The sequence below is a fragment of the Shewanella jiangmenensis genome (assembly GCF_018596335.1).
Classification (GTDB): domain Bacteria; phylum Pseudomonadota; class Gammaproteobacteria; order Enterobacterales; family Shewanellaceae; genus Shewanella; species Shewanella jiangmenensis.
The window spans coordinates 169429-195901 of the sequence record NZ_JAHEPS010000002.1 but is presented as its reverse complement, the minus strand read 5'-3'; the positions used below and the strand labels follow the sequence as shown (position 1 = coordinate 195901).

At 56.1% G+C, this 26473-nt stretch carries 23 protein-coding genes; 10 read left to right on the top strand and 13 right to left on the bottom strand.

All coding sequences use genetic code 11. The features are described 5' to 3' along the window. Window positions 1-118 precede the first annotated feature (118 nt). Entirely contained in the window at window positions 119-1474 is a 1356-nt protein-coding gene (locus KJI95_RS06385; protein ID WP_214506355.1) for a flavohemoglobin expression-modulating QEGLA motif protein, read from the top strand. A gap of 84 nt (window positions 1475-1558) precedes the next feature. Here the strand turns inward: KJI95_RS06385 and rcsF are convergent, their stop codons facing one another. The 7 genes from rcsF to metB all read right to left on the bottom strand — a co-directional run bounded on the left by rcsF (window position 1559) and on the right by metB (window position 7863). Next, the gene (gene rcsF / locus KJI95_RS06380; RefSeq protein WP_214506354.1) at window positions 1559-1930 is read right to left on the bottom strand and encodes an Rcs stress response system protein RcsF; all 372 of its coding nucleotides are present in this window, start codon (window positions 1928-1930) and stop codon (window positions 1559-1561) included. A 132-nt stretch (window positions 1931-2062) separates the two neighbouring features. Further along, the gene (locus KJI95_RS06375) at window positions 2063-2596 is read right to left on the bottom strand and encodes an SRPBCC family protein (RefSeq protein WP_214506353.1); all 534 of its coding nucleotides are present in this window, start codon (window positions 2594-2596) and stop codon (window positions 2063-2065) included. Between the two features lie 36 nt (window positions 2597-2632). Beyond that, window positions 2633-2833: a cysteine-rich CWC family protein gene (locus tag KJI95_RS19670; RefSeq protein WP_214506352.1), complete on the bottom strand. Its 201-nt coding sequence runs from the start codon at window positions 2831-2833 to the stop codon at window positions 2633-2635. Beyond that, a complete protein-coding gene (locus KJI95_RS06365; protein ID WP_214506351.1) occupies window positions 2834-3142 on the bottom strand; it encodes a hypothetical protein in 309 nt (102 codons plus the stop codon). Window positions 3143-3236: 94 nt separating this feature from the next. Further along, the gene (metF, locus tag KJI95_RS06360) at window positions 3237-4121 is read right to left on the bottom strand and encodes a methylenetetrahydrofolate reductase (protein ID WP_214506350.1); all 885 of its coding nucleotides are present in this window, start codon (window positions 4119-4121) and stop codon (window positions 3237-3239) included. 174 nt (window positions 4122-4295) lie between these two features. After that, window positions 4296-6689, bottom strand: coding sequence for a bifunctional aspartate kinase/homoserine dehydrogenase II (locus tag KJI95_RS06355; protein ID WP_214506349.1), 2394 nt, complete (start codon window positions 6687-6689; stop codon window positions 4296-4298). A 13-nt stretch (window positions 6690-6702) separates the two neighbouring features. Then, on the bottom strand, window positions 6703-7863 hold the full coding sequence (gene metB, locus KJI95_RS06350) for a cystathionine gamma-synthase (protein WP_214506348.1): 1161 nt from the start codon (window positions 7861-7863) through the stop codon (window positions 6703-6705). 216 nt (window positions 7864-8079) lie between these two features. Between metB and metJ the strand changes: the two genes are divergently transcribed. Then, window positions 8080-8394: a met regulon transcriptional regulator MetJ gene (gene metJ, locus KJI95_RS06345; protein ID WP_214506347.1), complete on the top strand. Its 315-nt coding sequence runs from the start codon at window positions 8080-8082 to the stop codon at window positions 8392-8394. Between the two features lie 241 nt (window positions 8395-8635). Continuing rightward, window positions 8636-9400, top strand: coding sequence for a sulfite exporter TauE/SafE family protein (locus tag KJI95_RS06340; protein ID WP_432653783.1), 765 nt, complete (start codon window positions 8636-8638; stop codon window positions 9398-9400). Window positions 9401-9545: 145 nt separating this feature from the next. Here KJI95_RS06340 and KJI95_RS06335 read toward each other — a convergent pair whose 3' ends face one another. Next, complete coding sequence (locus KJI95_RS06335; RefSeq protein ID WP_214506346.1) at window positions 9546-10739, bottom strand: conjugal transfer protein TraF; 1194 nt, start codon at window positions 10737-10739, stop codon at window positions 9546-9548. 381 nt (window positions 10740-11120) lie between these two features. Then, complete coding sequence (locus KJI95_RS06330; RefSeq protein WP_214506345.1) at window positions 11121-11966, bottom strand: LysR family transcriptional regulator; 846 nt, start codon at window positions 11964-11966, stop codon at window positions 11121-11123. 161 nt (window positions 11967-12127) lie between these two features. Here KJI95_RS06330 and KJI95_RS06325 point away from each other — a divergent pair, with 161 nt between their 5' ends. From KJI95_RS06325 to KJI95_RS06310, 4 genes are all read left to right on the top strand, one after another. Continuing rightward, window positions 12128-12868 carry an SDR family oxidoreductase gene (locus KJI95_RS06325; protein WP_214506344.1) on the top strand — a complete coding sequence of 247 codons (741 nt, stop codon included), beginning with the start codon at window positions 12128-12130 and terminating at the stop codon, window positions 12866-12868. 331 nt (window positions 12869-13199) lie between these two features. Further along, a complete protein-coding gene (locus KJI95_RS06320; RefSeq protein ID WP_214506343.1) occupies window positions 13200-13529 on the top strand; it encodes a c-type cytochrome in 330 nt (109 codons plus the stop codon). 145 nt (window positions 13530-13674) lie between these two features. Beyond that, complete coding sequence (locus KJI95_RS06315) at window positions 13675-15414, top strand: DUF3373 domain-containing protein (protein WP_214506342.1); 1740 nt, start codon at window positions 13675-13677, stop codon at window positions 15412-15414. Between the two features lie 88 nt (window positions 15415-15502). After that, the gene (locus KJI95_RS06310) at window positions 15503-16870 is read left to right on the top strand and encodes a tetrathionate reductase family octaheme c-type cytochrome (RefSeq protein ID WP_214506805.1); all 1368 of its coding nucleotides are present in this window, start codon (window positions 15503-15505) and stop codon (window positions 16868-16870) included. Window positions 16871-17054: 184 nt separating this feature from the next. Here KJI95_RS06310 and KJI95_RS06305 read toward each other — a convergent pair whose 3' ends face one another. After that, a complete protein-coding gene (locus KJI95_RS06305) occupies window positions 17055-18560 on the bottom strand; it encodes an EAL domain-containing protein (protein ID WP_214506341.1) in 1506 nt (501 codons plus the stop codon). Window positions 18561-18820: 260 nt separating this feature from the next. Here KJI95_RS06305 and KJI95_RS06300 point away from each other — a divergent pair, with 260 nt between their 5' ends. Both KJI95_RS06300 and KJI95_RS06295 read left to right on the top strand, forming a co-directional pair. After that, window positions 18821-19930 carry a putative sulfate/molybdate transporter gene (locus tag KJI95_RS06300; RefSeq protein ID WP_214506340.1) on the top strand — a complete coding sequence of 370 codons (1110 nt, stop codon included), beginning with the start codon at window positions 18821-18823 and terminating at the stop codon, window positions 19928-19930. 595 nt (window positions 19931-20525) lie between these two features. Then, entirely contained in the window at window positions 20526-21032 is a 507-nt protein-coding gene (locus tag KJI95_RS06295) for a cupin domain-containing protein (RefSeq protein ID WP_214506339.1), read from the top strand. A gap of 132 nt (window positions 21033-21164) precedes the next feature. Here KJI95_RS06295 and KJI95_RS06290 read toward each other — a convergent pair whose 3' ends face one another. Together KJI95_RS06290 and KJI95_RS06285 are read right to left on the bottom strand one after the other, a co-directional pair. Beyond that, a complete protein-coding gene (locus KJI95_RS06290; RefSeq protein ID WP_214506338.1) occupies window positions 21165-21935 on the bottom strand; it encodes an isocitrate lyase/PEP mutase family protein in 771 nt (256 codons plus the stop codon). 239 nt (window positions 21936-22174) lie between these two features. Then, window positions 22175-23257, bottom strand: a complete 1083-nt coding sequence (locus tag KJI95_RS06285; protein ID WP_214506337.1) for a methyl-accepting chemotaxis protein — start codon at window positions 23255-23257, stop codon at window positions 22175-22177. A gap of 335 nt (window positions 23258-23592) precedes the next feature. On the opposite strand from KJI95_RS06285, the gene KJI95_RS06280 reads away from it, so the two are divergent. Beyond that, on the top strand, window positions 23593-25614 hold the full coding sequence (locus KJI95_RS06280) for a TonB-dependent receptor plug domain-containing protein (protein ID WP_214506336.1): 2022 nt from the start codon (window positions 23593-23595) through the stop codon (window positions 25612-25614). A 268-nt stretch (window positions 25615-25882) separates the two neighbouring features. Here KJI95_RS06280 and KJI95_RS06275 read toward each other — a convergent pair whose 3' ends face one another. Then, window positions 25883-26443: a response regulator transcription factor gene (locus KJI95_RS06275; protein ID WP_250885711.1), complete on the bottom strand. Its 561-nt coding sequence runs from the start codon at window positions 26441-26443 to the stop codon at window positions 25883-25885. Window positions 26444-26473 lie beyond the last annotated feature (30 nt).

The following is a 26473-nucleotide window of genomic DNA, read 5'->3' as shown; positions in this document are numbered from 1 at the left end:
GCCAGGGTTGCATTCCCTGGCCGATTTGTTTTCATCGCGCCAATTCAGTTGCTTAGGTGGTTCCAACCTGCTAATGGCGCTATCATTATCCGAAGAACACTCCCCAGAGTCAGAGCCAATGACCGACGCAAAAGCCCAGTATTGTGCGCACCTGCGACACTTTTCCGATCGCCTGATAAGCCTGCAGGCACCGATTAAAATCCTTGATGCCATCAAGTGGCCCCGCGAACTGGAACAGCGTTTCTTCGACAGTGGCGCCAAAGCCTTACCCGCTGTCGATAAAGCCTTTTACGACAATCTCACCCTGCCCTTTGATACCCACGCCACCCAGCGCGAGCTGAAAAGCCTCAAGCAGGAAATCCAGCGTACACTGGGCAAAAGTGACCAGCTTGGACAACTGTTGGTCGCCAACCTCGACCAATACCGGCTGGTTATCGATATGCTCAGTCACCGCGGCACGCCTCAGTTTGGCAAACTAAGCCAAATGCTCTATGGCTCCGCCAGTAACAAGCTCCATGGCGACCGCCACACGCTCAGACAACTGGGCGACCGACTCAGCTATATCTTCTCGCTGCCCGCCGCCGCGCACATGAACAAACAACATCCCAAAGAGATTGATGCCGCCAGCGCCGTGGCACACCTGGGGTCGCGTCTGAGCGGTTATTTCCACAGCGATGATATGCGGGTCAAACTCAGTGACGGTATCGTTTCCGATGCTGCCGTGGGTGGCGATACGGTCAAAATCAACTCCAAAGCCATGTTCAGCCGCGCCGATTTGAACGTGTACGAAGTGCATGAAGGCTGGGTCCACGTTGGCACTACCCTCAATGGCCGTGCGCAGCCCCATGCCACCTGGCTCAGTGTGGGTTCACCGCGGGTTGCTGCTGCCCAGGAAGGCCTGGCAGTACTGATGGAAATGCTGACCTTAAGCTCAACGCCGGGGCGCGCCAGACGCATCAGCGATCGGGTAACCGCCGTGGACATGGCCGAGAAAGGCGCTGATTTTATTGAAGTGTACCGCTATTTTCGCGATCAGAACCTCAGCCGCAAAGACAGCTATCGCGTCACCCAGCGGGTATTTCGCGGCGGCATGGTGGAAGGTGGCAGCTGCTTTACCAAGGATATCTCCTATGTGCGCGGCTATGTGGAAAACGTCAACTTTATCCGCAGCGCCATCGCCTCCGGCATCCCCGAGCTCATTCCCATGCTGTTTTTGGGCAAGCTCGCCATCGAAGACATTCCGGTGCTCTACCTTGCCTACCGCGAAGGCATACTCACGGCGCCAAGATACCTGCCGCCGATGTTTGACGATTACAGCGGCCTCTATGCCTGGTTCGGCTTTGCCACCGGCCTTGGCAACATCAACCTCAAAGGGGTGCAGCGCCACTTCCAGCGCCAGTTTAAAATTCTGCCCAATGTCGAACCCATGTTCCCAACCATCGAGGACACCGAATTCGACGCGCCGGCCGACTGAACCCAAATTGGCACGCCGCAAAAACAGCAAAGGATGCCGAGGCATCCTTTTTTACAGCGGTCGCATTAACGCAGAAACGGAGCGTTACTCTTCAATCGCATAGGCATATCCAACACATTCCCGATAGGATATGCAGCCTGCATAGTTGCTGTCACGGCACTGATGCAGCACCAGCGCATTGCCGCCCTTCTTTTGAGTTTGCAATTTTAAGTCTTTGGTCAGCGACTCAAAACTCGGCATCACAAAGTTGGGATGATGTGATGTTTGGCAGGCAACGGCATCAACCTCACCAAGCCCTTGATACTGGTGACGAAATATCTCATCCTGGGTATACAGCTCAACAGTATTGGCATACAGCGTGCGTTGGGTATTTTCCAATACATTGGTTTTGAATGATAAATTTGAGCAACCAGCCACAACCAGCAGCATCAGACTCATCCCTAAGTACTTGCGCATAACATTCCTCATTCACTTGCCAAAGATGCACCGAGACCAGCGCTCAAGCATCAAACTAACCACCATCGGCCACACCGCCATGATTACAACATTTAATTAACACCAAGAACAGCTTAACCAGAAAATTGCCTGTTACCGCTCAAGCCGCTGCTTTAAGTTGGCAAGGCCGGTTTCCAAATCCTTTTGCACCATGGCTTCGATGTCCATCAAGGGAATGAGCAGGTTCATCGGGTAATCGAGATGACCAACAAAGCCCCAGCTCACCTTGGTTTGGCCATCGCCGAGCGCTTCGGTGGTCAGGTAGGCTTTATCATTTGACGCGAAAGGTTCGATAAACCGCAGTGCATAGTCGATGCGTCTTTCGCTCTCAAGGGCAATAATTTCCTGCTCGCCTTTGCCCGCGTCAGGATTATCGCTATCCCAGGCGCTGACAAAACCCACCTCACCATCCACACCGCGATAACTTTTGCGCATGTTCGGATCTATCTGCGCCCAAACGCTGAATTCGTCCTGATGTTTTAAAAAACGCAGATAATCAAAAACCTCGCCGAGGGGCTTATTGATGGTTTGGGTCGCAACCACCTGATAGTCGGATTTGATAAACAGCGCCGCCACAAAAGGCGCAGCTGTGATGACAAGCAATACCAGCAGGAATTTTTTTAGCATGTTGCCACCAAACAGTTTGCGCTGCGGCGCAGGCGCTTATGTCACTTGTTTTAGCTGCAATTTCTCCAGTTTGGCAAGTCGGGCAGCACATTCAGGGCAAAGGCAAGCGCTTAGGTCGGCAGGCAGCGCCTTGGGAAATTCGGCCCGGCTGCACCAACAGTGCTCAATGGGTTGACCGAGTTCCATGGCGCAGCGGTTAGCCTGCTGACAAAGGGGGCAATATGATTTATCTGACATTCAGCCTCGCTGACGGGTGTAGCGCAGTAGCATGACCAGACGATACCCCAGAGTGCAGAAGGACAAGACACAGTACACCAGGGTGCTCAGCCAGATGACCATTACCACCGCCGAAACCGGCTCGGGCTTTAACAAATACAACGCCAGCAGCAGCGACAACGACAAGATGAACTTGGCCGCATCCATGGGCAGCTTTGCTTCGTGCTGGGCTAGCTTAGTTTCGTGCTGGGCTGGCTGTGTTTCGCGCTCGATTCGCTTTTCTGCGCGCTCGGTTAGCTTTTCTTTGTGATGGCTTAGCTTATCCATCATGGCGGGCATCCTTTACCGTCAGTAATCAAAGCTAAACCATAATATTTTCAGCAGCTAAAAGAAAGGCTCCCGAGGGAGCCTTAGCCTGAGCGCGTTATTTTGGCCTTACGCCCAGCGTGTGGCAGATGGCGTAGGTCAGCTCGGCGCGGTTCAGGGTATAGAAGTGGAAATCCTTCACCCCTTCGCGGGCCAGCACTTTTACCATGTCGATAGCCACGTTGGCGCCCACCAGCTGACGGGTACCGGCATCGTTTTCCAGCCCTTCAAACTGGCGATGCAGCCAGCCCGGCAAGCTGACGTTGGTCATGGCAGCAAAACGCTTCAGCTGAGTAAAGTTGGTCACCGGCAGAATACCGGGCACGATTTCGGCATCAATACCGGCCGCTACGCAGCGGTCACGGAAGCGCAAATAAGATTCCACATCGAAGAAAAACTGAGTAATAGCGCGGTTGGCACCGGCATCAATTTTGCGCTTGAGGTTAATCAGGTCTGACTGGGCGTTGGCCGCCTCAGGGTGTACTTCCGGGTAAGCCGCCACCGAAATATCAAAGTCAGCCACGCTTTTAAGCAAACGAACCAAATCAGCAGCAAAGCGGGTTGGCTTGGGACTGCCGGCCGGCAGGTCGCCACGCAGGGCAACAATATTGCGAATACCCTGATTCCAGTAAGATTTCGCCAATGCCAGCAGCTCTTCGTCGCTGGCATCGACCAGTGTCAGGTGCGGCGCGGCCACCAGTTGGGTTTCTTTCTGGATGCGCTCAATCACGCCGTGGGTGCGGTCGCGTACGCCGGAGTTGGCGCCGTAGGTTACAGACACAAACTTGGGGTTAAGCGGCTCAAGACGGCGAATAGAGTTCCACAGGATCTGCTCCATTTCAGGAGTTGATGGCGGGAAAAATTCAAAAGACACATTGATATCGCCAACCTCAGCCAGATTCTGGTTCAGCGAATTTGCATGTTGTGCGTGGTGAAAAGCCATTTCTCTATCCCTCAACTCATTCAACGGACGTTTGGACGTCTATATGGCCATATACTAGAGATTCTGCTGCTCAAGTCAAGTTAAAAAATGAGCTTGATTCAGCCTTTTCGCCACAAAAAGGCAGAAAAAACACAGGGACTCAAAAGAGTCCCTGTTATTCAGTTAGTTATGAAATCAATCCTGCAAGAGATCGCGGCAGATCTGCACCAGATCCGACTGAACGGCTGCGGCAGTCACCTCACGGCCAGCACCCGGGCCACGAATAATCAGTGGGTTACCCTGATAGAAGGCACTGCGCACCACAAACACGTTATCGCCCGGCGTCAGATTGGCATAGGGATGAGCCTTATCCACCCACTGCAAACCCACTTCGGCCTTCACCTTGCCACCGGCGCGATCAAGCGCAGCTATGTAGCGAAGCACCTTGCCTTCGGCCGCGGCGGCTTCGAGCGCCTGCAACATGGGCGCATCCAGCTCCGCAATGCGGGCAAGGAAGGCATCCAGCGGCAACTCCGCCAGTGCCTGTGGCACAGGTGATTTCACTTCTATGTCTTCAAGCTCCAGCTCCAGACCAATTTCACGGGCGAGGATAAGCAGCTTACGTTGCATATCGCGGCCAGAAAGGTCGTCGCGTGGATCCGGCTCAGTGATGCCAAGGCCCTTGGCCTCAAGCACCAATTCAGAAAACGGCCGGCTGCCATCATAATGCTCAAACAGCCAGCACAGGGTGCCGGAGAAAATACCGCCCACAGCCTCAACGGTATCGCCGCTGTTGTGCAGATCGTTCAGCGCATGCTGCACCGGCAATCCGGCGCCGCAGCTTGCGTTGTAACGCCAGTACAGGCGGCGGTTACCCAGTTGCAGCTTAAGGTCACGATAGAACGGCAGCGGGCCGGAACCGGCGAGCTTGTTGGCGCTGACCACGTGAATGCCGCGAGCGAAAAACTCAGGGTATTGCAGGGTCAGACTGGCGCTGGCACTGATATCGAGCGCGACCAGCTCGTCGCAATTCAGCGCCGAGAGCGCATCGAACAACTGCTCGTACTGCCAATCGGTGGCGAACTCGTCAAATTCATGCTGCCAGTTATCCAGATGCACACCGCTGTCGCTGATGTAAGCGCGGGACGAACTGACGAGCCCCACCAGCTCAACACGGGCCTCAAGTTCGCGGCACAGGCTGCCATGGGCACGGCGAAACAGGTTTACCCAGGCCTCACCGATATTGCCCACACCCAAAAGCACCACACCGATGCGTTTACGTGGCCCGGCGCAGCGGCGATGTACCTTTTGAGTGAGCAGGTTAACCTGCGATTTAGGCACCAGTGTCACCAGACTCAGGCCATCGTGATAAAGCGGCTTGGCTTCACGGCTCAACAGGCGGGCAAAGCTTTTGCGATACAGCACAGAGTCGGCGCTCACCAATGCCACCAGACCATGGTCGGTGCTGACAAGCACTTCACCCACGGCAAAGCTGTCGCTGTGGTGTTTAAGGAAGGCACTGACCTGCTTTTGGTTTTCGGCGGTGTAGGCCAGCTCAAGCTTGCCACGGGTGCTTTGCCAGTGGGCAAGCGGCGTAATGCCGGCATCGCTCAGCGCTGCCAAGAGCTCCTGCGCATCACCTTCGATGGCGATGGTAAAGAGCGCCACTTCATTCAGATTGGTCACCACAGGCGCACTGGCCTGAGAGCTGGTTGGCGCCACCAGGGTAAAATCGGTGTGCGGCGCATAGCTTGAGCGCACCGCCATGCTCACCTGAGTATTAAACAGCGGCTGCAGAGTGCGGCTGTGCAGCACAGGGGAGCCAAGGCGCGCCAGGCGATCGGCTTCTGCCAGCGACATGCTTTTCAGTAGCTTGGCATCGTTAATCTTGTTTGGATCGGCGTTGAACACCCCTTCCACGTCGGTCCAGATGGTCACGCGGTCGATGTCGGCAAGGCTTGCAATCAGGGTAGCCGAAAAGTCAGAGCCGTTACGGCCCAAAAGCAGAGTTTCACCGGCCGGATTAGCGCAAATAAAACCTGTAATAACAATGCGCTCGTTTTCATGGTCGCTGAGCATCGCCTGCACTTTGGCGCGGGATTCCTGCTCGCGGATAATGGGCACGGCGCCTTCGTCGGCCACCAGAATGCTGCAGGCATCCACATGGCTTGCCGCCACGCCGGACTCGCGCAGCAGCGCCGCCATCAGCCGTGCAGACCAGCGCTCACCAAAGCTGACCACCTGATTGATTTGATAGTCATTGAGGCTCTGAAGCGAGAGCAAACTCACCAGATGCGCCTTGTCGGTAGACAAGCGTTCGCGCAGATGACGCGCCTGCTCGGCACTGAGCAGCTGCTCGATTAATCCCTGCTGATAGCTTATCAGCACCTGCAATTCTTCCTGCCACAGCTCACCGGCGTCGCGGAGCGACAGCAGTTTAAACAGGAAATTGGTGGTCTTGCCGGCGGCGGAAACCACCACCAGATCGTCGCTGTGACCCTGGGTCAACAGGATATGCGCTACGCGGCGATAACAATCCGCATCGGCCAGACTGGAGCCACCAAACTTATGCAAATGACAACGCGCCATGACTGACTCCTATTCAACAGGCTGCAACAGCAGCCAGACCGGCCTTGATGTCGGCCACTAAATCTTCAGCATCTTCAATCCCCACTGACAAGCGCAGCAGGGTGTCTTTAATTCCGGCCTCGGCGCGGGCCTCAGGCACCATGGCTCTGTGGGTCATGGTGGCAGGCACGGCAACCAGCGACTCAACGCCGCCAAGGCTTTCGGCCACGCTGAAATGCTCAAGCGCGTCCAAGAAAGCGACCACTTCTTTCTCACCGCCAATCAGCTCAAAACTCAGCATAGCGCCAAAGCCTTTCTGCTGTCTTGCGGCAATCTCGTGGCCGGGATGGTCGGCAAGGCCGGGGTAATAAATCTTGCTCACCTGCGGGCTGTTTTTCAGCACCTCAACAATACGCTGGGCGTTGGCCTGATGCTCGCGCACCCGCACACCAAGGGTTCGGATGCCGCGCAGGGTAAGGTAACTGTCAAAGGCGCCGCCGGTCAGACCGAGGGCGTTTGACCACCAGTGCAGGGTTTCACCCAGCTCTGGGTCTTTGGCAATCACCGCGCCGCCGACCACATCGCTGTGGCCGTTGATGTACTTGGTGGTGGAGTGAATAACAATGTCGGCGCCAAGCAGCAGCGGCTGCTGCAAAATCGGCGACAGGAAGGTGTTGTCTACCACCACCAGAGCATCGACCTTGTGGCTGGCGGCGGCAATGGCCTCAATATCAACAACGCGCAGCAGCGGGTTGGACGGGGTTTCGAGCCACACCATGCGCGGCTTCTGCGCGATGGCATCGGCAAGGGCGGCTGCGTTGGTTTGATCCACCACCAACAGCTTAAAGGCGCCCTTTTTGGCCAGATTGGTAAACAGGCGGTAGCTGCCGCCGTAGCAATCGTGGGGAACAATCAGTAAATCGTCAGGTCCGAGCAGGCTGGTCACCAGAGTCACGGCAGCCATGCCGGTGCAGGTCACAATGCCGGTGGCGCCTTGCTCAAGCTCTGCCAACGCCTCGCCGAGAATACAGCGGGTCGGGTTGCCCGAGCGGCTATAATCGAATTTACGCGGATTTTTGTGGCCGTCGAACGAGTAGTTGGTCGACAGATAAATAGGCGGAACAATGGCACCGTGTTGGGTGTCGCTTTCGATCCCCTGACGCACCGCGATGGTGGCTGCTTTGCGCTGTGTCATTCTCTGCTCCTGTAAAAACTCGACCGTGGAAATAAAGATGTCTGGACGGCTAAATTTACCTAACACCCCGGTTTTCGTCAATAGGCATCAAGACGTTTAGACGTCCAAACATCAGGAAATCTGTTGATGTTTGGGGCGATTTCGCAGCAATAATTTGACTGTAGTTTGTAAGGGTTTAAAATCTCCTGCGAATTTTTGAATAAACTAGGTGAGTCGATGACTGAATGGAATGGCGATTACATCAGCCCCTACGCTGAGCACGGCAAAAAGAATGAGCAGGTGAAAAAAATCACCGTATCCATTCCTTTGAAAGTGTTGAAGATCCTGACCGACGAGCGCACTCGCCGCCAGGTCAACAACCTGCGCCATGCCACCAACAGTGAGTTGCTGTGTGAAGCATTTTTGCATGCCTACACCGGCCAGCCACTGCCTGACGATGAAGACCTGTCCAAAGACAGACCCGACTCAATCCCGGCCGATGCCAAGCGCCTGATGGATGAAATGGGCATCGAGTGGGAAGACATGGAATAAGCCCCCGGCTTTAGTCACAAGGACCCTGACGGGTCCTTGTTTCATTTAGCCTTCCCTGAGCGCTTTGTTTAACCCGTTGTTTAACCCGTTGTTTAACCCTTTGTTTACGCGTTTATTTAATTATCAGTCATCAGCATCGCTGTGAGATTCGCCAAGCGATTTGTGCAGCGGCTTTATCGGTTATGTCGTATCGCCAGTGCCGTTATATTGAATCAACAGTGTCGTTGTAAGGACACCCGCAGTGCCACCCGAATTTGCCATCTCCAGCCTTCTGCCTGAAACAATCAATGGCCTCACCCTCGGCCTTGCGCTGCTGATTATTTTTACCGGCGCGCTTATCCAAAGTCTGATTGGCTTTGGCCTTGCGGTCGTGGCAAGCCCGCTGCTTTATCTGGTTGAGCCGGATTTAGTGCCGGTGCCGGTGATCCTGATGGGCTTTTCCATCGCCCTGCTGACCCTTCTGCGTGAGCGCAGCGCGCTGGAGTTTGGCGGCCTGCAATATGCCCTGCTCGGTCGCATCCCGGGCGGAATTCTTGGCGCTACGCTGCTGCTTTACGCCCCCAAACCCGTGCTTGGTCTTGCCATTGCAGCCATCGTATTTGTGGCGGTGGCCTTAAGCCTTTGCCGCATCAGCGCGCCGGTCAATCGGCTGACCCTGTTTATCGCAGGCACAGTGTCAGGGGTGTTCGGCACCATAGCCGCCATCGGTGGCCCGCCGATGGCGATTTTGCTCGCGGGTAAAGACCCCAACAAATTCCGCGCAGCGCTGTCGGCGTTTTTTATCTTCAGCTCCATGATAGCCCTTGGCATACTCGCGGTTTCAGGCCTGGTGACATCCCGCCACCTGCTTTGGGCAGTGCTGCTGCTTCCTGCCGTAGTTGCAGGCTATTTGGCGGCGGGCCTGCTGCTTGGGCGGGTAGATAAACAAAAAACCAGAGTCGCCACCCTGGTTTTATGTAGTCTCAGCGCTTTGTTGCTGACGCTGCGCTCACTCGCGACCCTGTAAGACTCGGGTCGCTTTAACAGCGCCCTCTCTCAGTACTTGCTTCCCTATCCATTGCTTCTCTAGCACTTGCTTCGCTAACAATTGTTTCTTTAACTATTGCAGAGCGACAAGCATTGCCCCGGCAACAAAGGCATAGCTGAGGCAATCAGAAGTGATAAGAGCTTTGCAGCACAGCGCCTAAGGCATCGTCCTCGCCCCACATGCCGGTTAAATCCAGCTTGAAACCCGAACCTATGCTAAAGCCGGTGCCAAACGAGTAGATATCAGAGGTCAAATCATTGATATCGTGCCGATAACCGGCTCTAAGTGCCAGCCAGTCAAACGCTTGCCACTCGCCACCAACGCGCCAGTATTTGGTGCCATCGAGACCGACGAATTTCTCGTTGTCGGTTAAATCCAAATCTGTGCTGAGCTGCAACGCCCCCATCCGGTAAGACACCCCGGCCGTGACCATGGGGCCAACACGATAGGTTGCCATTACCCCTTCAGATTCAACCGTATCCAGTTCCCGCTCAATCAGGTTACGGCCAATAAGCCCAAAGGTAAGGTTTTCGAGCGGACGTATGGCAATACCCGCATCCAGGTTGAAGCCCGATTCGTTGTTGCGGTAATCGTCACTGTCAAAATCACCGGCATCAAAATTATTGGCGCTGACGGCATAGTTAAAGCTGTCGATACGCTGCAGTTTTGGGGTTAACCCAACCGTTACCGGCATATTGACGATAGAAAGCGGAACACTGACCGCCAGCGCAAGCTCCGATTGGGCTCCGGCTATCACCCGCCCCTGCGAGGTTAAGTCCTCAAGGGCTGGCGGATTTTCCGGGTCGAGAGTTTCGAGCAGCAAAAGATCAGCATCGCTGACATCGGCAAGGGCAATGCCATCAAGGTAACTCTTGTAATAGAGCCCCCAACTGATGCCAGAGGATGGCAGGGTAAAACTGACACCTATACCCGCCGAGGCGTAACCGCTGTTGCCATCCAGCCCCTTGAGGTCGGCAAGCAGCAAGCTGCGGTAACGGTCGATGGCGTCCACATCACCGCTGTCGATGGCCGCATCCAGGCCATCGTAATTGTCTTCAAGGCTGTCGAACTTGTCGGCGAGGTTGTCTTTGTCGGCGACCTCGGCGCCAAGCACAGGAATAAGCAAGGCCGCATCGCCCGTTTGATACTCTGGCAGCGACATAAGCGCCGGATTGAGCCATGCCGCCGACGCCAAACTTGCCGAGGCAACCCCAGTGCCGCCCATCGCATCACTTCTGGCATCCATCACATCCTGAGCGCACCATCCATATTGGCTAAAGAGCACCGCAGCCGCAGCGGCAGCTATTTTCGTTTTCATCCTGTTCTCCCCTTCACTGCGCTGGCCTCCCCACAACTGCGCTTGTCTCCCCGCAACTGCTCTGGCAGCACTCTTTCCCAAAATGAACGCTTGCCCAAACAGAGTTCAGTGCCGCGAGACACTGACACCAGCCCTAAGTTAAAGCGTAGCCCAGCCAATTTACGGCGCCGCAAAAAGGGATAAAAAAAAGGACCCGCTGTTGCGATACCCCTGTTGCGGCACGAGTTATCGGCAAAGATTATCGACAAACCAGGCCACAGCTCGAAGCCGCGGGATATTGTGGAAATCCACATAGCGAAGGGGTTTGTGATGCAGGCAACACTAAAATGTGCGGCCTGCACGGAGAAAGGAACGGGTGAAGCAGAAAAGGCCGGACTTGGCTCAGTCTTGACCGAAGAGGTTGAGCAAATCGGCCAGCACAGGGCTGATGCTCTGGTGTGCCGGATAGCAAAGGCCGATGCGCCGCTGCATTCTCGGCCCCTTAAAGGGCACAGTCGCCAGGCTTGGCGCATCGGCTATCAGACCATCGGGCAAAAAGCTCACCCCAAGGCCTGCCACCACCAGCGCCAGCACCTGTGACTTGGTTTCGGCTCTGGCCACCAGATTCAGACTCATGCCGTTGCAGGCAAGCAGGCCGAGGGTCTGCTGATGGGCCTCGCAGGGCGGGCATTCGATAAAATCATAACCACTCAGCATCTCCGGCGTGGCGGCGCCGCTCACGTTGGCGGCCAGCACCAACGGATGATCTTTGGGGGCGCAGAGCACATAGTCCTCGTCCCACAGCGGCACAAAAATCTCATCTTCGTGGCGCAGCGCATCCAAGGTCAGGCGACAATCGGCGCTGCTGTGGTAATCCACCAGCTCCAGATCCAGCCGGTCAATGTGCTGATGCAGCTTGCCAAGAAACTGCCCCAGCGGGCCGCGACCAAGGTCCGGCATCAACGCAATTTTCAGTTTGCGGCGGCTGGCCTTGGCTTTAAACAGCGCCGGCAGGGATTTGGCTTCTTCCACCAACCTAAGCGCCAGCGGATACAGGTAGTGAGCGCTCTCAAGCGGCTCCACCCCTTTTTTACTGCGCACAAACAGCGGTCCATCCAGGCTTTCTTCCAGCTGCTTAAGCCCCGCCGACAGACTCGGCTGACTCACATGGCAGCGCTCTGCGGCGGCGGTAATGTTCTTCTCTTCGAAGATGGCGATAAAAAATCGCAGCAATCTGAGTTCAATCATCCGTTACCCAATCTGTTAACCATCTTTTTATCCATAGCTCACACCTATTATATCCAACCAAAATAAGTATTTTTCAGCCTTTTGCAGGCTAAATATACTGTCAACCAACCAATATACTGGCCTGAAACCCAGACTAAAGCATGTATCAATAGGATAAAACAATGACTAATTCTACCTCACAGACCAAACCACTGACAGTGATCACCGGCGCCTCTTCAGGCATTGGTGCCGCCCTCGCCCGCACCTTTTCGGCGGCCGGTTTTCCGCTGCTGTTGCTGGCCCGTCGCCTCGAGCCCATGCAGGCACTGGAACTGCCAAACACCCTGTGCAAAGCCGTTGATGTTACTGACATAGACGCCATCAAGGCCGCAGTTAAGGATGCCGAAGCCGAGTTTGGCGCTGTGGGCTGCTTTATCAACAATGCCGGGGTCATGCTGCTTGGCGAAGTGCATCGCCAGGACCCAAGCGAGTGGCAACGTATGCTGGACATCAACGTGATGGGCGTGCTCAACGGCATCCATGCGGTGCTGCCAGAGATGAAGCGCCGCAAAACCGGCACCATCATCAACATCAGCTCCATCGCCGGTCGCAAAACCTTCCCTAACCACGCCGCCTACTGCGGTACCAAGTTTGCGGTGCATGCCCTGACCGAAAACATCCGCGAAGAAGTGGCCATGGATGACGTACGCCTTATCACCATAGCCCCCGGCGCGGTGGAAACTGAGCTGTTAAGCCACACCAGCGATGAGAACATCAAGGCAGGCTATGAGGAGTGGAAAACCCACATGGGCGGCGTGCTTGCGGCCCAAACCGTGGCCGACGCAGCCTTGTTCGCCATGAATCAGCCGCAGTCAGTTTGTATCCGCGAAATTGTGCTGGCAGCCACCCGTCAGCAGCCCTGATCCGCGTTTATTTGACTAACGCCCTCCCCTAAAGAGGTAGTTAAGGGGAGGATGATGTTCAAAAATGTCACAGCGATCACACACCTTTAACCATTGTTTCCAGCAAAAGCTTGGCAAAATACCACATAAGAAATCACTACTTTTCTTGCACTTACACACCATTCATTAGATTTTTTTCAATGAAATTTTTATCAATTAGATAAAATTCATAGATCTGATCCAGTTCAAATTTCCTTATCGCGACCTTTGTTAAATTTTAGGCAACAGGAAAACGAGGGAGCCAGGCTCCCCGCTCAGGGAAGAAAACCAGCCAACCCGCGAAAGGAAGATGATGATGAAAACCACCTACTCAATTAGCCTTGGACTGCTCCTTGGCCTGATCCTCGGCAGCAGCGCCCTGGCAGCCGATGGCGGCAACCCCAAGAAAGGCAAACACCTTTACAAAAAAGAATGCAAAACCTGCCACAGCAAGGGCGATGCCGCCGGTGAACTCACCCCCATGACCAAGACCATGGCCCAGTGGGACAGATTCTTTGAAAAGGATCTGCACAAGGCCAAACCCGAGGTGTTCCAAAAGCTGTCTGAACAGGAACTCAAAGATATTCAGCAGTTTCTCTATGACCACGCGGCCGATTCCGACCAGCCACAAACCTGCGGCTAAGCGGCATCAGTCCAGGCGGCTAAGCCTAGCCCGACCTTAACGGGCAGACACCAGCAAAATATTCCCGGGTTGCGGGACAGATGGGGATACCCCAGGGCCTCGTACAACCCAAATTCGACCGGAACAACCGGTCAGGAGTGTGAGTATGCGTACCCTTATCTCTCTGGCAGTGGCAAGTGCACTGGGATTCACTCCCCTGCTGTTTACCTCTCAGGCGTTGGCGGCTGACGCCACAGCAGCCAAGGACCAGGCCAACATTGAACGGCTGCAACAAAAAATCGATGAGCTGTCCGAAGAGCTGGCAGACCTCGACAGCCGGGTAAACAAAGCCGAGCGCCACACGGCATTGGACCGTATCAGTTTCAGCGGCGATTTCCGTACCAGAGTGCACTCACTGCACTACCGGGACGTGACCTGGAACCCCGGCATCAAGATGAATTTCGACGACTTCGGTCGCCGTGCCATGGCCGGTGAATATGGCGATCCCATGGATCCGACCTCCCCTCTGGGCAAGATGATGGCCGCCAACCCCGACATGGCCGCCGCCTTTATGGGTGGGCAACTCTCAGGCGTTATGCCGTGGGCCCTTGGCAGCAAAAACACCTACGATATCGACAACGACCTCTTTTACACCACCCGGCTGCGGCTCGATATCAAGGCCAACGTATGGGACAACGTCAACTTTGCCGGTCGGCTGTCGATGTACAAAAACTGGGGCGACTCCACTGGGGTGCAGGTGTTTGATTCCTGGCGTTCTTTCTCCATGGATGGCACCAACTCAGGTAACACCAGCGGCGACTGGCTGCGGGTAGAGCGGGCCTATTTCGACTGGAAAAACATCGGTGGCAGCGAGTTCTATCTGTCTATCGGCCGCCGCCCTTCCACCTATGGCCCGCCGTCCCATATCCGCGAAAACGAGCAGCGCGGCGGCACCCCATCGGGCCATCTGGTGCACTTTAATTTCGATGGCGCCACCCTGGGTTATAACCTGGGTGAAATCACCGGCATAGAGGGTCAGGTAGCCCGCTTCTGCTACGGCCAGGGCTTTGAATCCCAGTGGGGTAATGGCGAGCTGTTTGGCAATCTGGTCACGGAAGACACTCACCTCGGCGGTTTCAATATCGATGTAATCAACGACGGCAATCACTTTGTGCAGCTGACCCTGTTTGGCGCCAAGGACATCAACGATGGCTTTAAGGGCACCTTGGCCTTCCCCAATGAACTGGCGGCCATTTTCGCCCCCACCATGTATCAGGACATGCAAAAGTTCGACAGTTTCAACTTCGTCACCCGGGTACAACCCAGCGGCGTAATTGGCGACATGTACCTGGGTGGTCTCGGTTACGTGTATGAATCCGATGAAGATTTTAAAGCCTTTGCCTCCCTTGGCTGGACCCGCGCCGAGTCCAACGGCAACGCAGGCATGTTTGGCGGTCTGCTCACCGACGCCACCTTTACCGGCAAGCTCAGCGCCGACGGCAGCGAGCTGCTGATGGTGCCCATGGCCGCCGAGAGCGATGCCGCCCACGACGGCTACGGCGTTTATATCGGCATGCAGATGGCCGCCCCATTTGGCAAGTTTGGCCTCGAGTATAACTACGGCTCCGAATACTGGAGCCCCTTCACACAGGCCCAGGACGACCCCATCGGCAGCAAGCTGGCGACCCGCGGCCATGTGGTTGAGGCCTACTACCTGTTCGACGTGAACCCACGGATGTTTATCAAGCTCGCAGGCCTTTACTACGACTACGAGTACACAGGCTCGGGTACCCCAGTGGGCGCCCCGGTGAAGGTGGATGAGGTGCTGGCGGGCAGTGCCTATTCACTGCTGCCGGTGGTGGATACCGCCATGGATGTCAACGCCTCACTCACAGTGAAGTTCTAACCTCATCAGGCCCCGGCACTGCCGGGGCAGGAGTTTGACCATGAGAACTGTTTTCGCCCAATGGGCCCTCGCCCCTCTGTCTGGCCTGATGCTGCTGGGCAGTGGCATGGCAGCGGCCGACAATCCCCATAAAGAGGCCATCGAAGGCCCCTTCGCCTCGGGCACAGAAGTCACCCAGCAGTGTCTGGCGTGCCACGAAGATGAAGCCCACGACTTTATGAAAACCTCCCACTGGAGCTGGAGCCTGACCCAGGAGCTGCCCGGCCGCACCGTGGAGCGGGGTAAAAAGAATGCCATCAATAACTTCTGTACTTCGATTGCCGGTAACGAGCCCCGCTGCACCAGTTGCCACGCGGGATACGGCTGGAAAGACAGCAACTTTGATTTCGCCGATGCCACCAAGGTGGACTGTCTGGTGTGCCACGACACCACCGGCACCTATATTAAGGACCCGGCTGGCGCAGGCGAGCCACTGGCCAAGGTGGATTTGGAAAAGGTGGCCAAAAACGTTGGCAAGCCGGTGCGCGACAACTGCGGCAGCTGCCACTTTTACGGTGGTGGCGGTGATGCGGTGAAGCATGGCGATCTGGACTCTTCCATGGCCTACCCGGACAAGACCACCGATGTGCACATGGACTCAGACGGCAACGACTTCCAGTGTCAGGCATGCCACCAAACCGAGTCCCATGCCATAAGCGGCAACGCCATGGGCGTGTCACCCGGCGGCATCGACCACATTGGCTGTGAAAACTGCCACGATGGCGCGCCGCACAAAAACGGCAAAATCAATGAGCACACCGCCACTGTGGCCTGCCAAACCTGCCACATCCCCTTCTTCGCCCGTAACGAAGCGACCAAGATGAGCTGGGACTGGTCCACCGCGGGTCAGGACAGGGAGGAAACCCTGGACGAGTTTGGCCGCAAAACCTTCCAGAAGAAGAAAGGCAGCTTTACCTGGGGCAAGATGGTTAAGCCATCCTATGCCTGGTACAACGGCAAGGCTGGTGCCTACATGGCGGGAGACCCCATCAAGGCCGATGAAGTGACCCGCCTCTCTTACCCTCTGGGCGATATTCAGGACGCCAGCGCTAAAATTTATCCATTCAAGGTGCACACGGGTAAGCAAATCTATGACAAGAAACACAATATTCTTGTCACCGCCAAAACCTACGGCAAAGGTGGCTACTGGTCTGATTTTGATTGGGACAAGGCGGCAAAACTCGGCATGGAAGCCAACCCCACGCTCAAGGCCAAGGGCATAGCCTACAGTGGTGAATATGGCTTTGCGCCAACTGAAATGTGGTGGCGTATCAACCACATGGTGTCGCCAAAGGAAGAAGCGCTCAAGTGTAATGCCTGCCACAACGGCGGTGACCGACTCGACTGGAAGGCACTGGGCTATGACGGCGACCCGATGAAAAACAAGCAAGGCCCAAGACACAACTCAGGCAATTGATACCAGAAGGATACCAACACACTATCATCGCCCGCACGGCGGGCATCTCCACCAGCGCGGACGGCTCAATTTTGGCCTTCCACGCTGGACTCCACGACTTGATATTTCCAGCATACTCCAGGCACTCGCTCCCGCCTGAGCCGGCAGCCAAAGCGTTTCAGGCTGCCGGTCCTTTTAACTTCTGTTAACACTTCCAGTTAAAAAAGGTTTTTGCATCCAAAGGCTTGGAATACACATATCCCTGAATTAAGCTCACGCCCTGCGAGCGCAGATACGCAAGCTGCGCTTCATTCTCTACCCCTTCGGCAATCATCTTGAGCTCAGATTCTTTGGCGAATGAGATAATCGCATCCAGGGTCTTGCCGTTGAAATTGTGCTCCTGACCTATGGTATCGATAAACATCTTGTCGATTTTAAGGGTGCTCACCCCGAGGTTTTGCACATAGGTAAAGCAGCCGTAGCCAGTGCCTGCATCGTCCAGTTTAAGGTCGACCCCAAGGCCGTAAATACGCTCAAGCACAGATTGAGCAGTATCTATGTCGGTGAGCGGCAACCGCTCGGTGATCTCAAGCGATAACCTGTGCGCGCCGAGCTTGCCGGAGGCGATAATCGCCTCAAGATCGGCCAGCAATGAGTCATCATAGAGGTGCGCCGGCACTATGTTCACACTGAAAAACAGCGGCGGCTTGCCGCTGCCGAGCGCTGCGATATCGGCCACCACTTTGTCGAGCATCACCCGCGTCATGGGCAGCACCAGCCCCGACGCCTCGGCAAAGGGGATGAAATGGTTCGGCGGCACCAAGGTGCCATCGTTTCGTAGCCAGCGCATCAATACCTCGGCGCCCACTAAGGTGCCGGTTTCGCTGTCGACAATCGGCTGATAATAAGGCACAAACTCGCCGCTTTTCAGCGCTTGCCGGATTTGATACTCAAGGGAATTACGGGTCTTGTGCCAGGCCCAGTAACCAAACACCGCCAGCGTACCGAAACCCAGTCCGACCAAAAGGCCTATCAAAGTGCCAAGCTGATAATACTGCTCAAGAAAGTCTTTATTGCCCGACAATTCGAACGAGGCTTTGTAGTAAGGCGTATTCTTATGCTCTTTGTGGCGCACCACTGCATCGCCTTTAAAGGCCTTAAAGCCGAAATCCAGCAGCGGCTCCGATTCAAATTCGATCCGGTATGCGAGGCAGTTTTCGCAGCTGAGCGGAATAAAGTGGTTTGGATACAAGGGAGTAAAACTGGCCACATACTGGTAGCCATTCATGTGACGCACCAGTCCAATCTCGTAGCCGGTATCGCCGCCGCGCTTGAGCTCGGCAATCGCCAGGCTGTAATCCCTGCTGACGCGGTGCTGGCGGTAACTGAGCACATCCCTGTCGATTGCGCCGTTCTGGCACAGGAATACGCCGTCCTTGTACACCCCGATCCAGCGCAAAAAGGACGCATCGAACACAGTTTGGCGCAGTTGCTTTTGCCGGGTGGCATCGCAGGGCGCGGTTAAGTCCCACTCGGGCAGGCTGTTCATCAGCCGCTCCGACTCGGCAAAATAGAGCCTGAATTTACTGTCGAGCAGCGCCGCATCCCGGGCGATGGCCTGCTTGGCGAAGTAATAATCCAGACCTCGGGTCAGCAGTGTGCCCAGGGTAAACATCACAAAAAACAATAAAACAGCGCGTTTCCAATCCATTGCAATTCCGTAGCTGTCTGATCTCACAGTGTGAGGATTATCTGCCAGTGCGCGAGCTTGCACAATCTGAGCGCTTGAATTTCGCCCATAGGTCACAGCGCAGCGGGCAAAAATGACTGCCACATAAAGGCGGCGGGATAAAATGTCCCGCCTGTTTGTCAGTCCTTGGGGTAATCGTGGAGTTTCAGGCCGTCATCAAGGGCAAAATGTGGCACCTTACTTGCTCTGCAAAGTCATCTTTCCATCACCAGGCAACCCCAATGCCCACCCCGGCCAGCCGCAGGCTTGGCGATATTTCCGGCGCCTTTGCCGACCTTGGCACCTTTCTGCCACTGGTGCTTGGGCTTTTTGCCCTGAATGGCTTTTCCGCCGAGCGGATCCTGCTGGGCTTTGGCCTGTTTGCCCTGGCAAGCGCCGCCTATTACCGCCGCCCCGTGCCCATTCAGCCGATGAAAATCATCGCCGCCATGACCATAGGCCTTGGGCTTTCCCCGGCGGTGATGGAAGCCGGCGCCATGCTGATGGGCATCATGTTGCTGGTTCTTGCCCTCAGCGGCGCCATTACCGCGCTGGCACGGCAGCTGTCGCAGGCCGTGAGCGTGGGGTTGCAGCTCGCCATCGGCCTGCAACTGATGCACATGGGGCTTTCGCAAATGAGTCAGGCCTGGGTTATCGCCATCATTGCGCTGGCGCTGTTGCTGTTTTGCCGGGGCAATAAAGCCAGCGTGGCCATGGTGATGATTATTGCAGGCGGCGTTCTCTGGCAGTGCTTGGATGCAGCCCCCGTCAGCCTGCCCCGTGAACCATGGCAGATGACCATGCCAAGCGCCGCCGACTGGCAATTTGCCGCCCTGTCGCTGGCACTGCCGCAGCTGGCGCTGACCCTCACCAACGCCGTAATAGCCACCTCGGCCATGGCCTGTGAAAAATTCCCCGACGATAAAGCCCGTTTAAGCCCCGCGCATTTTGGCATCAGCTCCGGCCTTGCCAATTTGCTGCTCGCGCCCCTTGGCAGCATTGCCATGTGCCACGGCGCAGGCGGGCTTGCGGCCCAGTACAGCTTCGGTGCCCGCACCGGGCTTGCCACAGCCATATTCGGCGCCGCCTGTTTGATTCTGGCCCTCGGCTGGCAATATGGACTGGGTGATGTGCTGCTGTTGCTGCCGCTGCCACTCCTTGGTGCCATGCTGACTTTCGCCGGCGGCCAGCTCGCCTGGTCTCGCCGCCTGATAGACGGTAAGCCCTATTGTTTATTTGTGATTGTCGCCACCGCCCTCTGCGCACTGCTCGTGAATATGGCCGCCGGATTGGCCCTTGGACTGCTGCTCGAACGGGGCATACGGCAATATCAGAGCGCCCGCAGCCTTTAATTGGTCTTTTCGTCAGTTGTCAACATCAAAACCAGCATCAGAAAACGGCGTCAGGTTGACTGCAGCAGGCGCTGAGCAAGTCAGCCAAGGCGGCTGCTATCGGCGGAAATCCAAGCTTAATAGATAAGCTCAAGAGATAGGCGTAAGAGACAGGCTTAAGAGACAGGCTTACGAAATGGCATTAAGCTGGATAAATCAAGGGTGGGTCACTGCCAGCCTCAGTCAAGGCTGGCAGCGCGTCCCGTCAACCTCTGGAGTTGAACAGGGAGAGCAGGAGCATAAAACCTGTCACTTTGGCGGCACCGGCCGGAGCGGGTTTGGCTGAATGTTGACGGGCTTTTTGCTGGCTATGCTTTTGCATGATACACCTGTGGGGTTTAACGCTAGGCCCGGTTGGGCGGTGCAAATTACAGCAGTTCCCGTTCAGAAAAACAAGAGCGCAAAACAGTATTTGTGCAATATAATCAACGTGTTAAATATTGTTTTATGAATTGTAAACTATAAGATCGCTGCAAGTTTCAGCCTTTGATCTGCCAATTGCCAAATTTATCCGCCGTGTAACAATACTTGCTCTTCCACCTGTAAAGGAGCGCCGATGAAACCCCTTATCAACCTCAATGAACTTTGCCGCCAGCCAGAGCTTGGCGAGCGCAGTGAGCTTGGTCAATACGGCGAAACCAGCTTTGCCGTCAGCAGCCAGGTAGGCGCGAAACGCCTCGGCTACAGCGTTTCGATAGTGCCGCCCGGCAAACGGGTCTGCCCGTTTCACAGCCACAGGGTCAATGAAGAGATGTTTCTTATTCTGGACGGTACCGGCAGCTTACGATTTGGCAGCGAAAGCTATCCGGTCAAGCCGATGGACATCATCGCCTGCCCGCCCGGCGGCCCCGAGGTCGCCCACCAGCTTATCAACACCGGCGATACTGACCTTAGGTACCTGTGCCTGTCGACTCTGGATGAGGTGGATGTGTGTGAATACCCGGATTCCAACAAAATTCTCGCCATGACAGGCCCACAGGGCGCGCGCACCCTGCGCCACATGAGCCGCAAAAAGGATGCGGTGGATTATTGGGAGGGTGAACTTGGCAGCGATGAGCCGTGATGCGCTACCGCTCACCCATTGAGTGCTGGAAAGCAAATTAACTTAGTATCAATACCTTAAGGCTGGCGGCACAGAAGATCTGCTCTCAATCAAAAGCGTTCAATATTAGCGCCAGGCAAAGCACGTTAGCACCTAACCAGGGCGGCTGTACAAGGCAGCGAACGAGTCCTGCGCCTTTACTCCAGCCAGTACATCGCCGAGGGTCTGCTGCTGGTATTGATAGGCCGCATTACCCATGCTGATACGCTTAACCCCAAGCTGCGCCAGCCGGGCAAAATCCGGCAGTTCCGGCATACACATCAGATTCAGCGGCAGCACAGTTCCGGCCACTATTGCCGAAATATCCGCAGGCTCGGTCAGGCAAGGCACGAACAGACCATCCGCTCCGGCCGATTGATACAGCGCCGCCCGGCTCAGAGTGTCGGTTTTGGCATCCTTGCACTGCAGCAGATAAGTGTCGGTGCGCACATTGATAAACAGCGATTTTCTATGGTCACCAAGGGCAGTACACAGCGCACTCAGCCCGGCGGCAAACTGCGCCGCGCTCAGCAGTTGCCGCTCCCCAGCCATCACCCGGCTGTCTTCGATATTGATGCCACTGACACCAAGCTCCAGCAACTGCACAATGTTATTTGCAATCTCTGCCGGACTGTTGCCATAACCCGCTTCGATGTCCACCGTCAGTGGCAAGCTGCTACTGGCACGGATCCTTTTGACCAAAAACAGCAGTTCATCAAAACTCATCCCTTCACCGTCCTCATAGCCAAGGCTTGCTGCCATCGCCGCACTGGAGGTGCCAATGGCGCGATAACCCAGCTTCTGGGCCAGTTGCGCGCTGGCCGCATCCCACACATTACCGAGCAGCAATGGCTGCCTGGCTGCAGATAAGTCGAAAAAGTTCATCTTTGGCTCCTTGATTGCCCCTGTTGAATACAGGCCATCATTCATCAAAGGCCAAGGCCGCACTGGCGGAAAACGGAAGCGAACCGAAAAGAGATGCACACTGAAGAAAGAGCTGAGCGCGAAAGCTGAAGCCAGGGAAGCTTAAGCCGGGAAAACTGAAACCGAGGAAACTGAAACCAGAGAAGCCAGCGGAAAGGCGCGGGCGAACCCGCCCTTTCCTCAAGGTTTACGAAACTCGGTTAGCGGCGCTGGCTCATCAGGCGGTCGAGGCAATGCACTACCTGCATGCTGGCACTCTCCATTTCGTCCAAATACCGCGCCATGGCATTCAGATCGCCCTTCTTGCAGGCATTGAGCGCTGCTTGTCCTTGTTCATGTACCTTGCGATGCGGCGCATCCAGTTCACGATAGCCGCTGTAGCCAGAATAGAGCTCAGCGCCCTGCCCCTGGCTGTACCACTTACCCAGCCTGCACTGGGTATGGTCGGTCACGCTCTGAATGGTGCCGGGTTGCTCCAGCATCCGATACACGCCCGATTTCCACACCGCATGGTCAAGTTTGGTGGTGTTGAGGAAGGCCGTCAGCGCGCCATGCTCAATCACCTGCTGCATCTGCTGGCTCTTACTCAGAACATTGCTCACCACCGACGAGATCTGACCGGAAGAGGTAGCCACATCCACGGCACTGCTTTGGTTGGCGTCGATAATGCCCTTGATATCACCGGCCTGGGCCACGATTTGCCTCACCAGCATCTCAATTTGGTTGCTGGCTGTGTGGGCCTTGCTGGCAAGCTGACGCACTTCATCCGCCACCACGGCAAAACCGCGCCCAGCCTCACCGGCGCGGGCGGCTTCAATGGCGGCGTTAAGCGCCAGCAGGTTGGTTTGCTCTGAAATGGCCTGAATGGCCGACACAAACTGGCTGATGGCCGAGGTGGTGCTGTCGAGCTGCTCGACCGCGGCGCGGCTGCGCCCGGCCTCCTCGTTAATGGCCTCAGCCCGGGCGCCCAAGCTTTCCACCGCCTGACGGGTTTGGGTAAAGAGCGCATCCACTTCCACCAGCGCGTCTTTCTCCCTGAGCATCTCTTCGGCGTTGGCGGCCATGGCGTCACGCACCGCATGGAGCATCTCGCCGCCCTGATTCTGACAGGTCATCACCTGTGCAAAACTGTCGAGCTGCTGCACGCAGGCCTCTGCACCGGCTTTTTGTTCGGCCAGCTGTTGCTTAAGCACGGCAATGTCCTGTGCATGCTGCTCATTTGCCTCAGCCAATTGCTGCTTAAGCGCCGCGTTGTCCTGTTTCAGTCGCTGCCAAAACCACATAGTTTCTCCAAAATGTCGCTGTTGCTCAGCCTATTAGGCACACATTAAGTATTGGAGGACAAGCCCAGCTTTCAAGACGCCATGCCATATATCTTTGGTAGTAGTTCAGCAATTGTGCTCAATATCACCCAAAAGCCCGTAAGTGCCGGTGCCGGGGCTGGCAAGGTATCAGATACAAGAGTTCAGGGGCTGTGGTTTACGCAGGGGTGCGACACAGTGTCGCAGTTTGCCGCTTTGGGTTTGTGCATCCATGCCGGGTTCACAAAAATAGGCCATCTTTTCCAATACACAACAAGAAGATGCAAGCCAAACTCTCTCCTGTTTTCCTGGCCCTTATGCCTTTTGTCTCACCGCTGGCGCTGTTTCCTGCACTGCTGACCTCCTCTGCCGCCAGCGCCAATCAAACCATGGACGAAGTGATTGAAGTGCGCTCAGTGCGTGAAACCTCGGTGGTGCAGGCCAGCAGCCACAGTGCCCCCCACGCCGACATCAGCGAAGTGCTGCGAAGCCTGCCCGGCGCTGATATCAACCGCAACGGCCCCCTGACAGGCATTGCCCAGTACCGCGGCCTGTACGGCGACCGGGTGCATGTATCCATTGATGGCCAAACTCCGGCAGGAGCGGGCCCCAACGCCATGGACACGCCGCTGTCTTACGCGGGCGGCATCCTTACCCAAAGTCTTGAAGTCGACCGCGGCATCGCCCCTGTAAACCGGGGCACAGACACCCTGGGCGGCAGCGTACGCACCAGTGAAAGCCAGGCAATGGCAGGCGAAGTTTCGGGCCGTATCTCGGGCCAGTATCAGGCAAACGGCGAGCAATATCGCCTCGGCGCCAAAACCAACCTTGGTGGCGACAATCATGCGCTGCTGCTGTACGGCGAAACCCTGCAGGGCAAAGATGCCCCCGAAACCGGCGCGGGCCGGGAGATCCTGCCCGGCGTCTACGATAAAACCCTGGCCGGCGCCAAGTACCGCTACTACCTTGGCGACAGCTTTATCGGCCTTGGCGTGTCGCATCTGGAAACGCTCAACTCCGCCACCCCGGCACTGCCGATGGACATCGACTATATCCGCACCGACAGATTCAAGCTCGAAGGCCGCTCCATGCTTGCCGCCGACTGGCAGCTTGACTGGGAACTTGGCTATAACGATGCCCGCCACGGCATGGATAACTACAGCCTGCGGATGAAAATGCTCTCGATGGCGCCGCGCTACAACAGCGCCGATGCCCAGAGCTGGCAGGGCAAGTTGACCCTTGGCAGCGGGGATTGGCTGTTTGGTGCCGACTTCAGCCAGGCGACCCACGACTCTGTGATCACCGAGCCCGGCAAGCCCATGTTCCGGGTAGACAATTTTGCCGGAGTTGAGGATGCCAGCTACAGCCTGTTTGCCGAGCGGCAACTCATGCTCGCCGACTGGCAATGGCAGTTGGGCGCCCGGGTCAAACACTACCGTTTCGATGCCGATGAAGTGAGCCACTCCATGGCCGCCATGAAGCCCGCCATTGCCGAGTTGATGCGCCGTTACAACAGCGCCGATCGCAGCCAAAGCGACACGGGGTTTGACTTGGTTGCCAATGGCCGCAAACCCATCAATGACGAACTGAGTCTGATTGTTGGCCTGGCGCACAAGCAGGCCAGCGCCAGTTATCAGCAGCGCTATTTGTGGGTGCCGATGCAGTCCACCGGCGGCCTTGCCGATGGCCGCACCTATGTGGGCGATATGGATTTGGAACTGGAAACCGCCTGGCAGCTGGAACTGGGGCTGGAACTGATTGAGCACAACCTGAGTTTAAGTCCGAGGCTGTTTATCAATCGCATCGATAACTACATTCAGGGCCTGCCGACCGATGATGCCGCCATTATCGCCGCCGGTGATGCCAATACCCTGGTATTCAGCAACACCAACGCCCTGCTGTACGGCATGGACGTGACCGCCGACTGGCAACTCACCGAGGTGCTGAGCCTCGATGTAAACGCCCTTTACGTGCGTGGCGAGCGCCGCGATATGAAAGACGACCTGTATCGCATTGCGCCACCTTCAATCGCCATGGGACTTGAGTATCGCCGTGGCGACTGGTTTGCCAGATTGCAGGGCCGCGCGGTTGCCGCACAGGACAAGGTGTCAGAGGTGCAGCAGGAGCTGCGTTCCAGCGGTTATGCCACTGTGGATGTGGCCGCTGGCTGGGAGTCAGGCGCCTTCGCCATCAAGGCCGGGGTCGACAACCTGTTTGATATTGAATATGCCGACCACCTTGCCGGTTACAACAGGGTGGCAGGTGGCGATATCGCCATGGGCGAGCGTATGCCCCAACCCGGTTTGAATGCCTGGGTGATGGCGGATTATCGTTTTTAACAGCGGATTTAAATGTCGCGTCCGGACACGCATAAGCGCTTGCGCTTCTAAGCATTAGAGCTTCTAAGCATCAGATCTTCTAAGCGCCCGGCGGCAAAGCGCCGCCTGGCATTGGGTTCACATCAGAATGGCAAATGCACGACTGCAACGCTTAAATGACTGCACCGCTGCAAAGACTGCCACTCTGAAAAGACTTCCACTCGCTTGAACCAACCCCCGCCGCTGCGGGGGATTTTTTTATCCAAGATTTAACGGTAGTGACCAGGCGTCAGGGTTTTTTGGCCAATTTGCGCTGCAGGGTACGCCTGTGCATACCGAGCTGGCGCGCCGTGGCCGACACATTGCCCTCGTTGGCGGCGAGCACCTGCTGAATATGTTCCCACTCAAGCCGCCTTGGACTCATGGGCGCATCGAGGCTCTCATCCACGTCCGCTGTTTGTTCATGCTGGGCTAACGGCGAATTTTCCTCTTCTGCTCCGCCGCGGCGTTTCGCCTCGGGCAACAGGGTGGCGAGTAAGGTCTGGCTGTCCACCGGCTTGGCAAGGTAGTTGTCGGCGCCAAGTTTTACCGCCTCCACCGCAGTGGCGATACTGGCAAAGCCGGTCAGCAGCACTATATTGGCCGCGGGCAAACTGGCCCGAAGCGGCGTTATCAGCTTAAGGCCGCTGGACTGTTCAAGCTTCATATCCAATAGCACATGGCTTGGCTGCCAGCTGCGGGCACACAAAAGCGCCTCTGTGGGTTCACTCACGTGGCAGCACTCAAAACCGTGGCGACTTAAGCGCCTGCACAGGGCCGCACCATAGGCGAGGTCATCCTCCACCACCATGAGTCTGTGTGGAGACTTCAGTGTGGATTT

Bases quoted from the DNA above. Each gene is read 5' to 3' on its own strand.
- KJI95_RS06280 (WP_214506336.1), top strand. From the start codon at position 23,593: ATGCCTTTTGTCTCACCGCTGGCGCTGTTTCCTGCACTGCTGACCTCC.
- KJI95_RS06295 (WP_214506339.1), top strand. From the start codon at position 20,526: ATGAAACCCCTTATCAACCTCAATGAACTTTGCCGCCAGCCAGAGCTT.
- KJI95_RS06385 (WP_214506355.1), top strand. From the start codon at position 119: ATGACCGACGCAAAAGCCCAGTATTGTGCGCACCTGCGACACTTTTCC.
- KJI95_RS06305 (WP_214506341.1), bottom strand. From the start codon at position 18,560: ATGGATTGGAAACGCGCTGTTTTATTGTTTTTTGTGATGTTTACCCTG.
- KJI95_RS06335 (WP_214506346.1), bottom strand. From the start codon at position 10,739: ATGAAAACGAAAATAGCTGCCGCTGCGGCTGCGGTGCTCTTTAGCCAA.
- KJI95_RS06355 (WP_214506349.1), bottom strand. From the start codon at position 6,689: ATGGCGCGTTGTCATTTGCATAAGTTTGGTGGCTCCAGTCTGGCCGAT.
- KJI95_RS06375 (WP_214506353.1), bottom strand. From the start codon at position 2,596: ATGCTAAAAAAATTCCTGCTGGTATTGCTTGTCATCACAGCTGCGCCT.
- KJI95_RS06330 (WP_214506345.1), bottom strand. From the start codon at position 11,966: ATGATTGAACTCAGATTGCTGCGATTTTTTATCGCCATCTTCGAAGAG.
- KJI95_RS06365 (WP_214506351.1), bottom strand. From the start codon at position 3,142: ATGATGGATAAGCTAAGCCATCACAAAGAAAAGCTAACCGAGCGCGCA.
- KJI95_RS06315 (WP_214506342.1), top strand. From the start codon at position 13,675: ATGCGTACCCTTATCTCTCTGGCAGTGGCAAGTGCACTGGGATTCACT.
- rcsF (WP_214506354.1), bottom strand. From the start codon at position 1,930: ATGCGCAAGTACTTAGGGATGAGTCTGATGCTGCTGGTTGTGGCTGGT.
- KJI95_RS06285 (WP_214506337.1), bottom strand. From the start codon at position 23,257: ATGTGGTTTTGGCAGCGACTGAAACAGGACAACGCGGCGCTTAAGCAG.
- metF (WP_214506350.1), bottom strand. From the start codon at position 4,121: ATGGCTTTTCACCACGCACAACATGCAAATTCGCTGAACCAGAATCTG.
- KJI95_RS19670 (WP_214506352.1), bottom strand. From the start codon at position 2,833: ATGTCAGATAAATCATATTGCCCCCTTTGTCAGCAGGCTAACCGCTGC.
- KJI95_RS06300 (WP_214506340.1), top strand. From the start codon at position 18,821: ATGCCCACCCCGGCCAGCCGCAGGCTTGGCGATATTTCCGGCGCCTTT.
- KJI95_RS06275 (WP_250885711.1), bottom strand. From the start codon at position 26,443: ATGGTGGTGGAGGATGACCTCGCCTATGGTGCGGCCCTGTGCAGGCGC.
- KJI95_RS06290 (WP_214506338.1), bottom strand. From the start codon at position 21,935: ATGAACTTTTTCGACTTATCTGCAGCCAGGCAGCCATTGCTGCTCGGT.
- metB (WP_214506348.1), bottom strand. From the start codon at position 7,863: ATGACACAGCGCAAAGCAGCCACCATCGCGGTGCGTCAGGGGATCGAA.
- KJI95_RS06320 (WP_214506343.1), top strand. From the start codon at position 13,200: ATGATGAAAACCACCTACTCAATTAGCCTTGGACTGCTCCTTGGCCTG.
- metJ (WP_214506347.1), top strand. From the start codon at position 8,080: ATGACTGAATGGAATGGCGATTACATCAGCCCCTACGCTGAGCACGGC.
- KJI95_RS06310 (WP_214506805.1), top strand. From the start codon at position 15,503: ATGCTGCTGGGCAGTGGCATGGCAGCGGCCGACAATCCCCATAAAGAG.
- KJI95_RS06325 (WP_214506344.1), top strand. From the start codon at position 12,128: ATGACTAATTCTACCTCACAGACCAAACCACTGACAGTGATCACCGGC.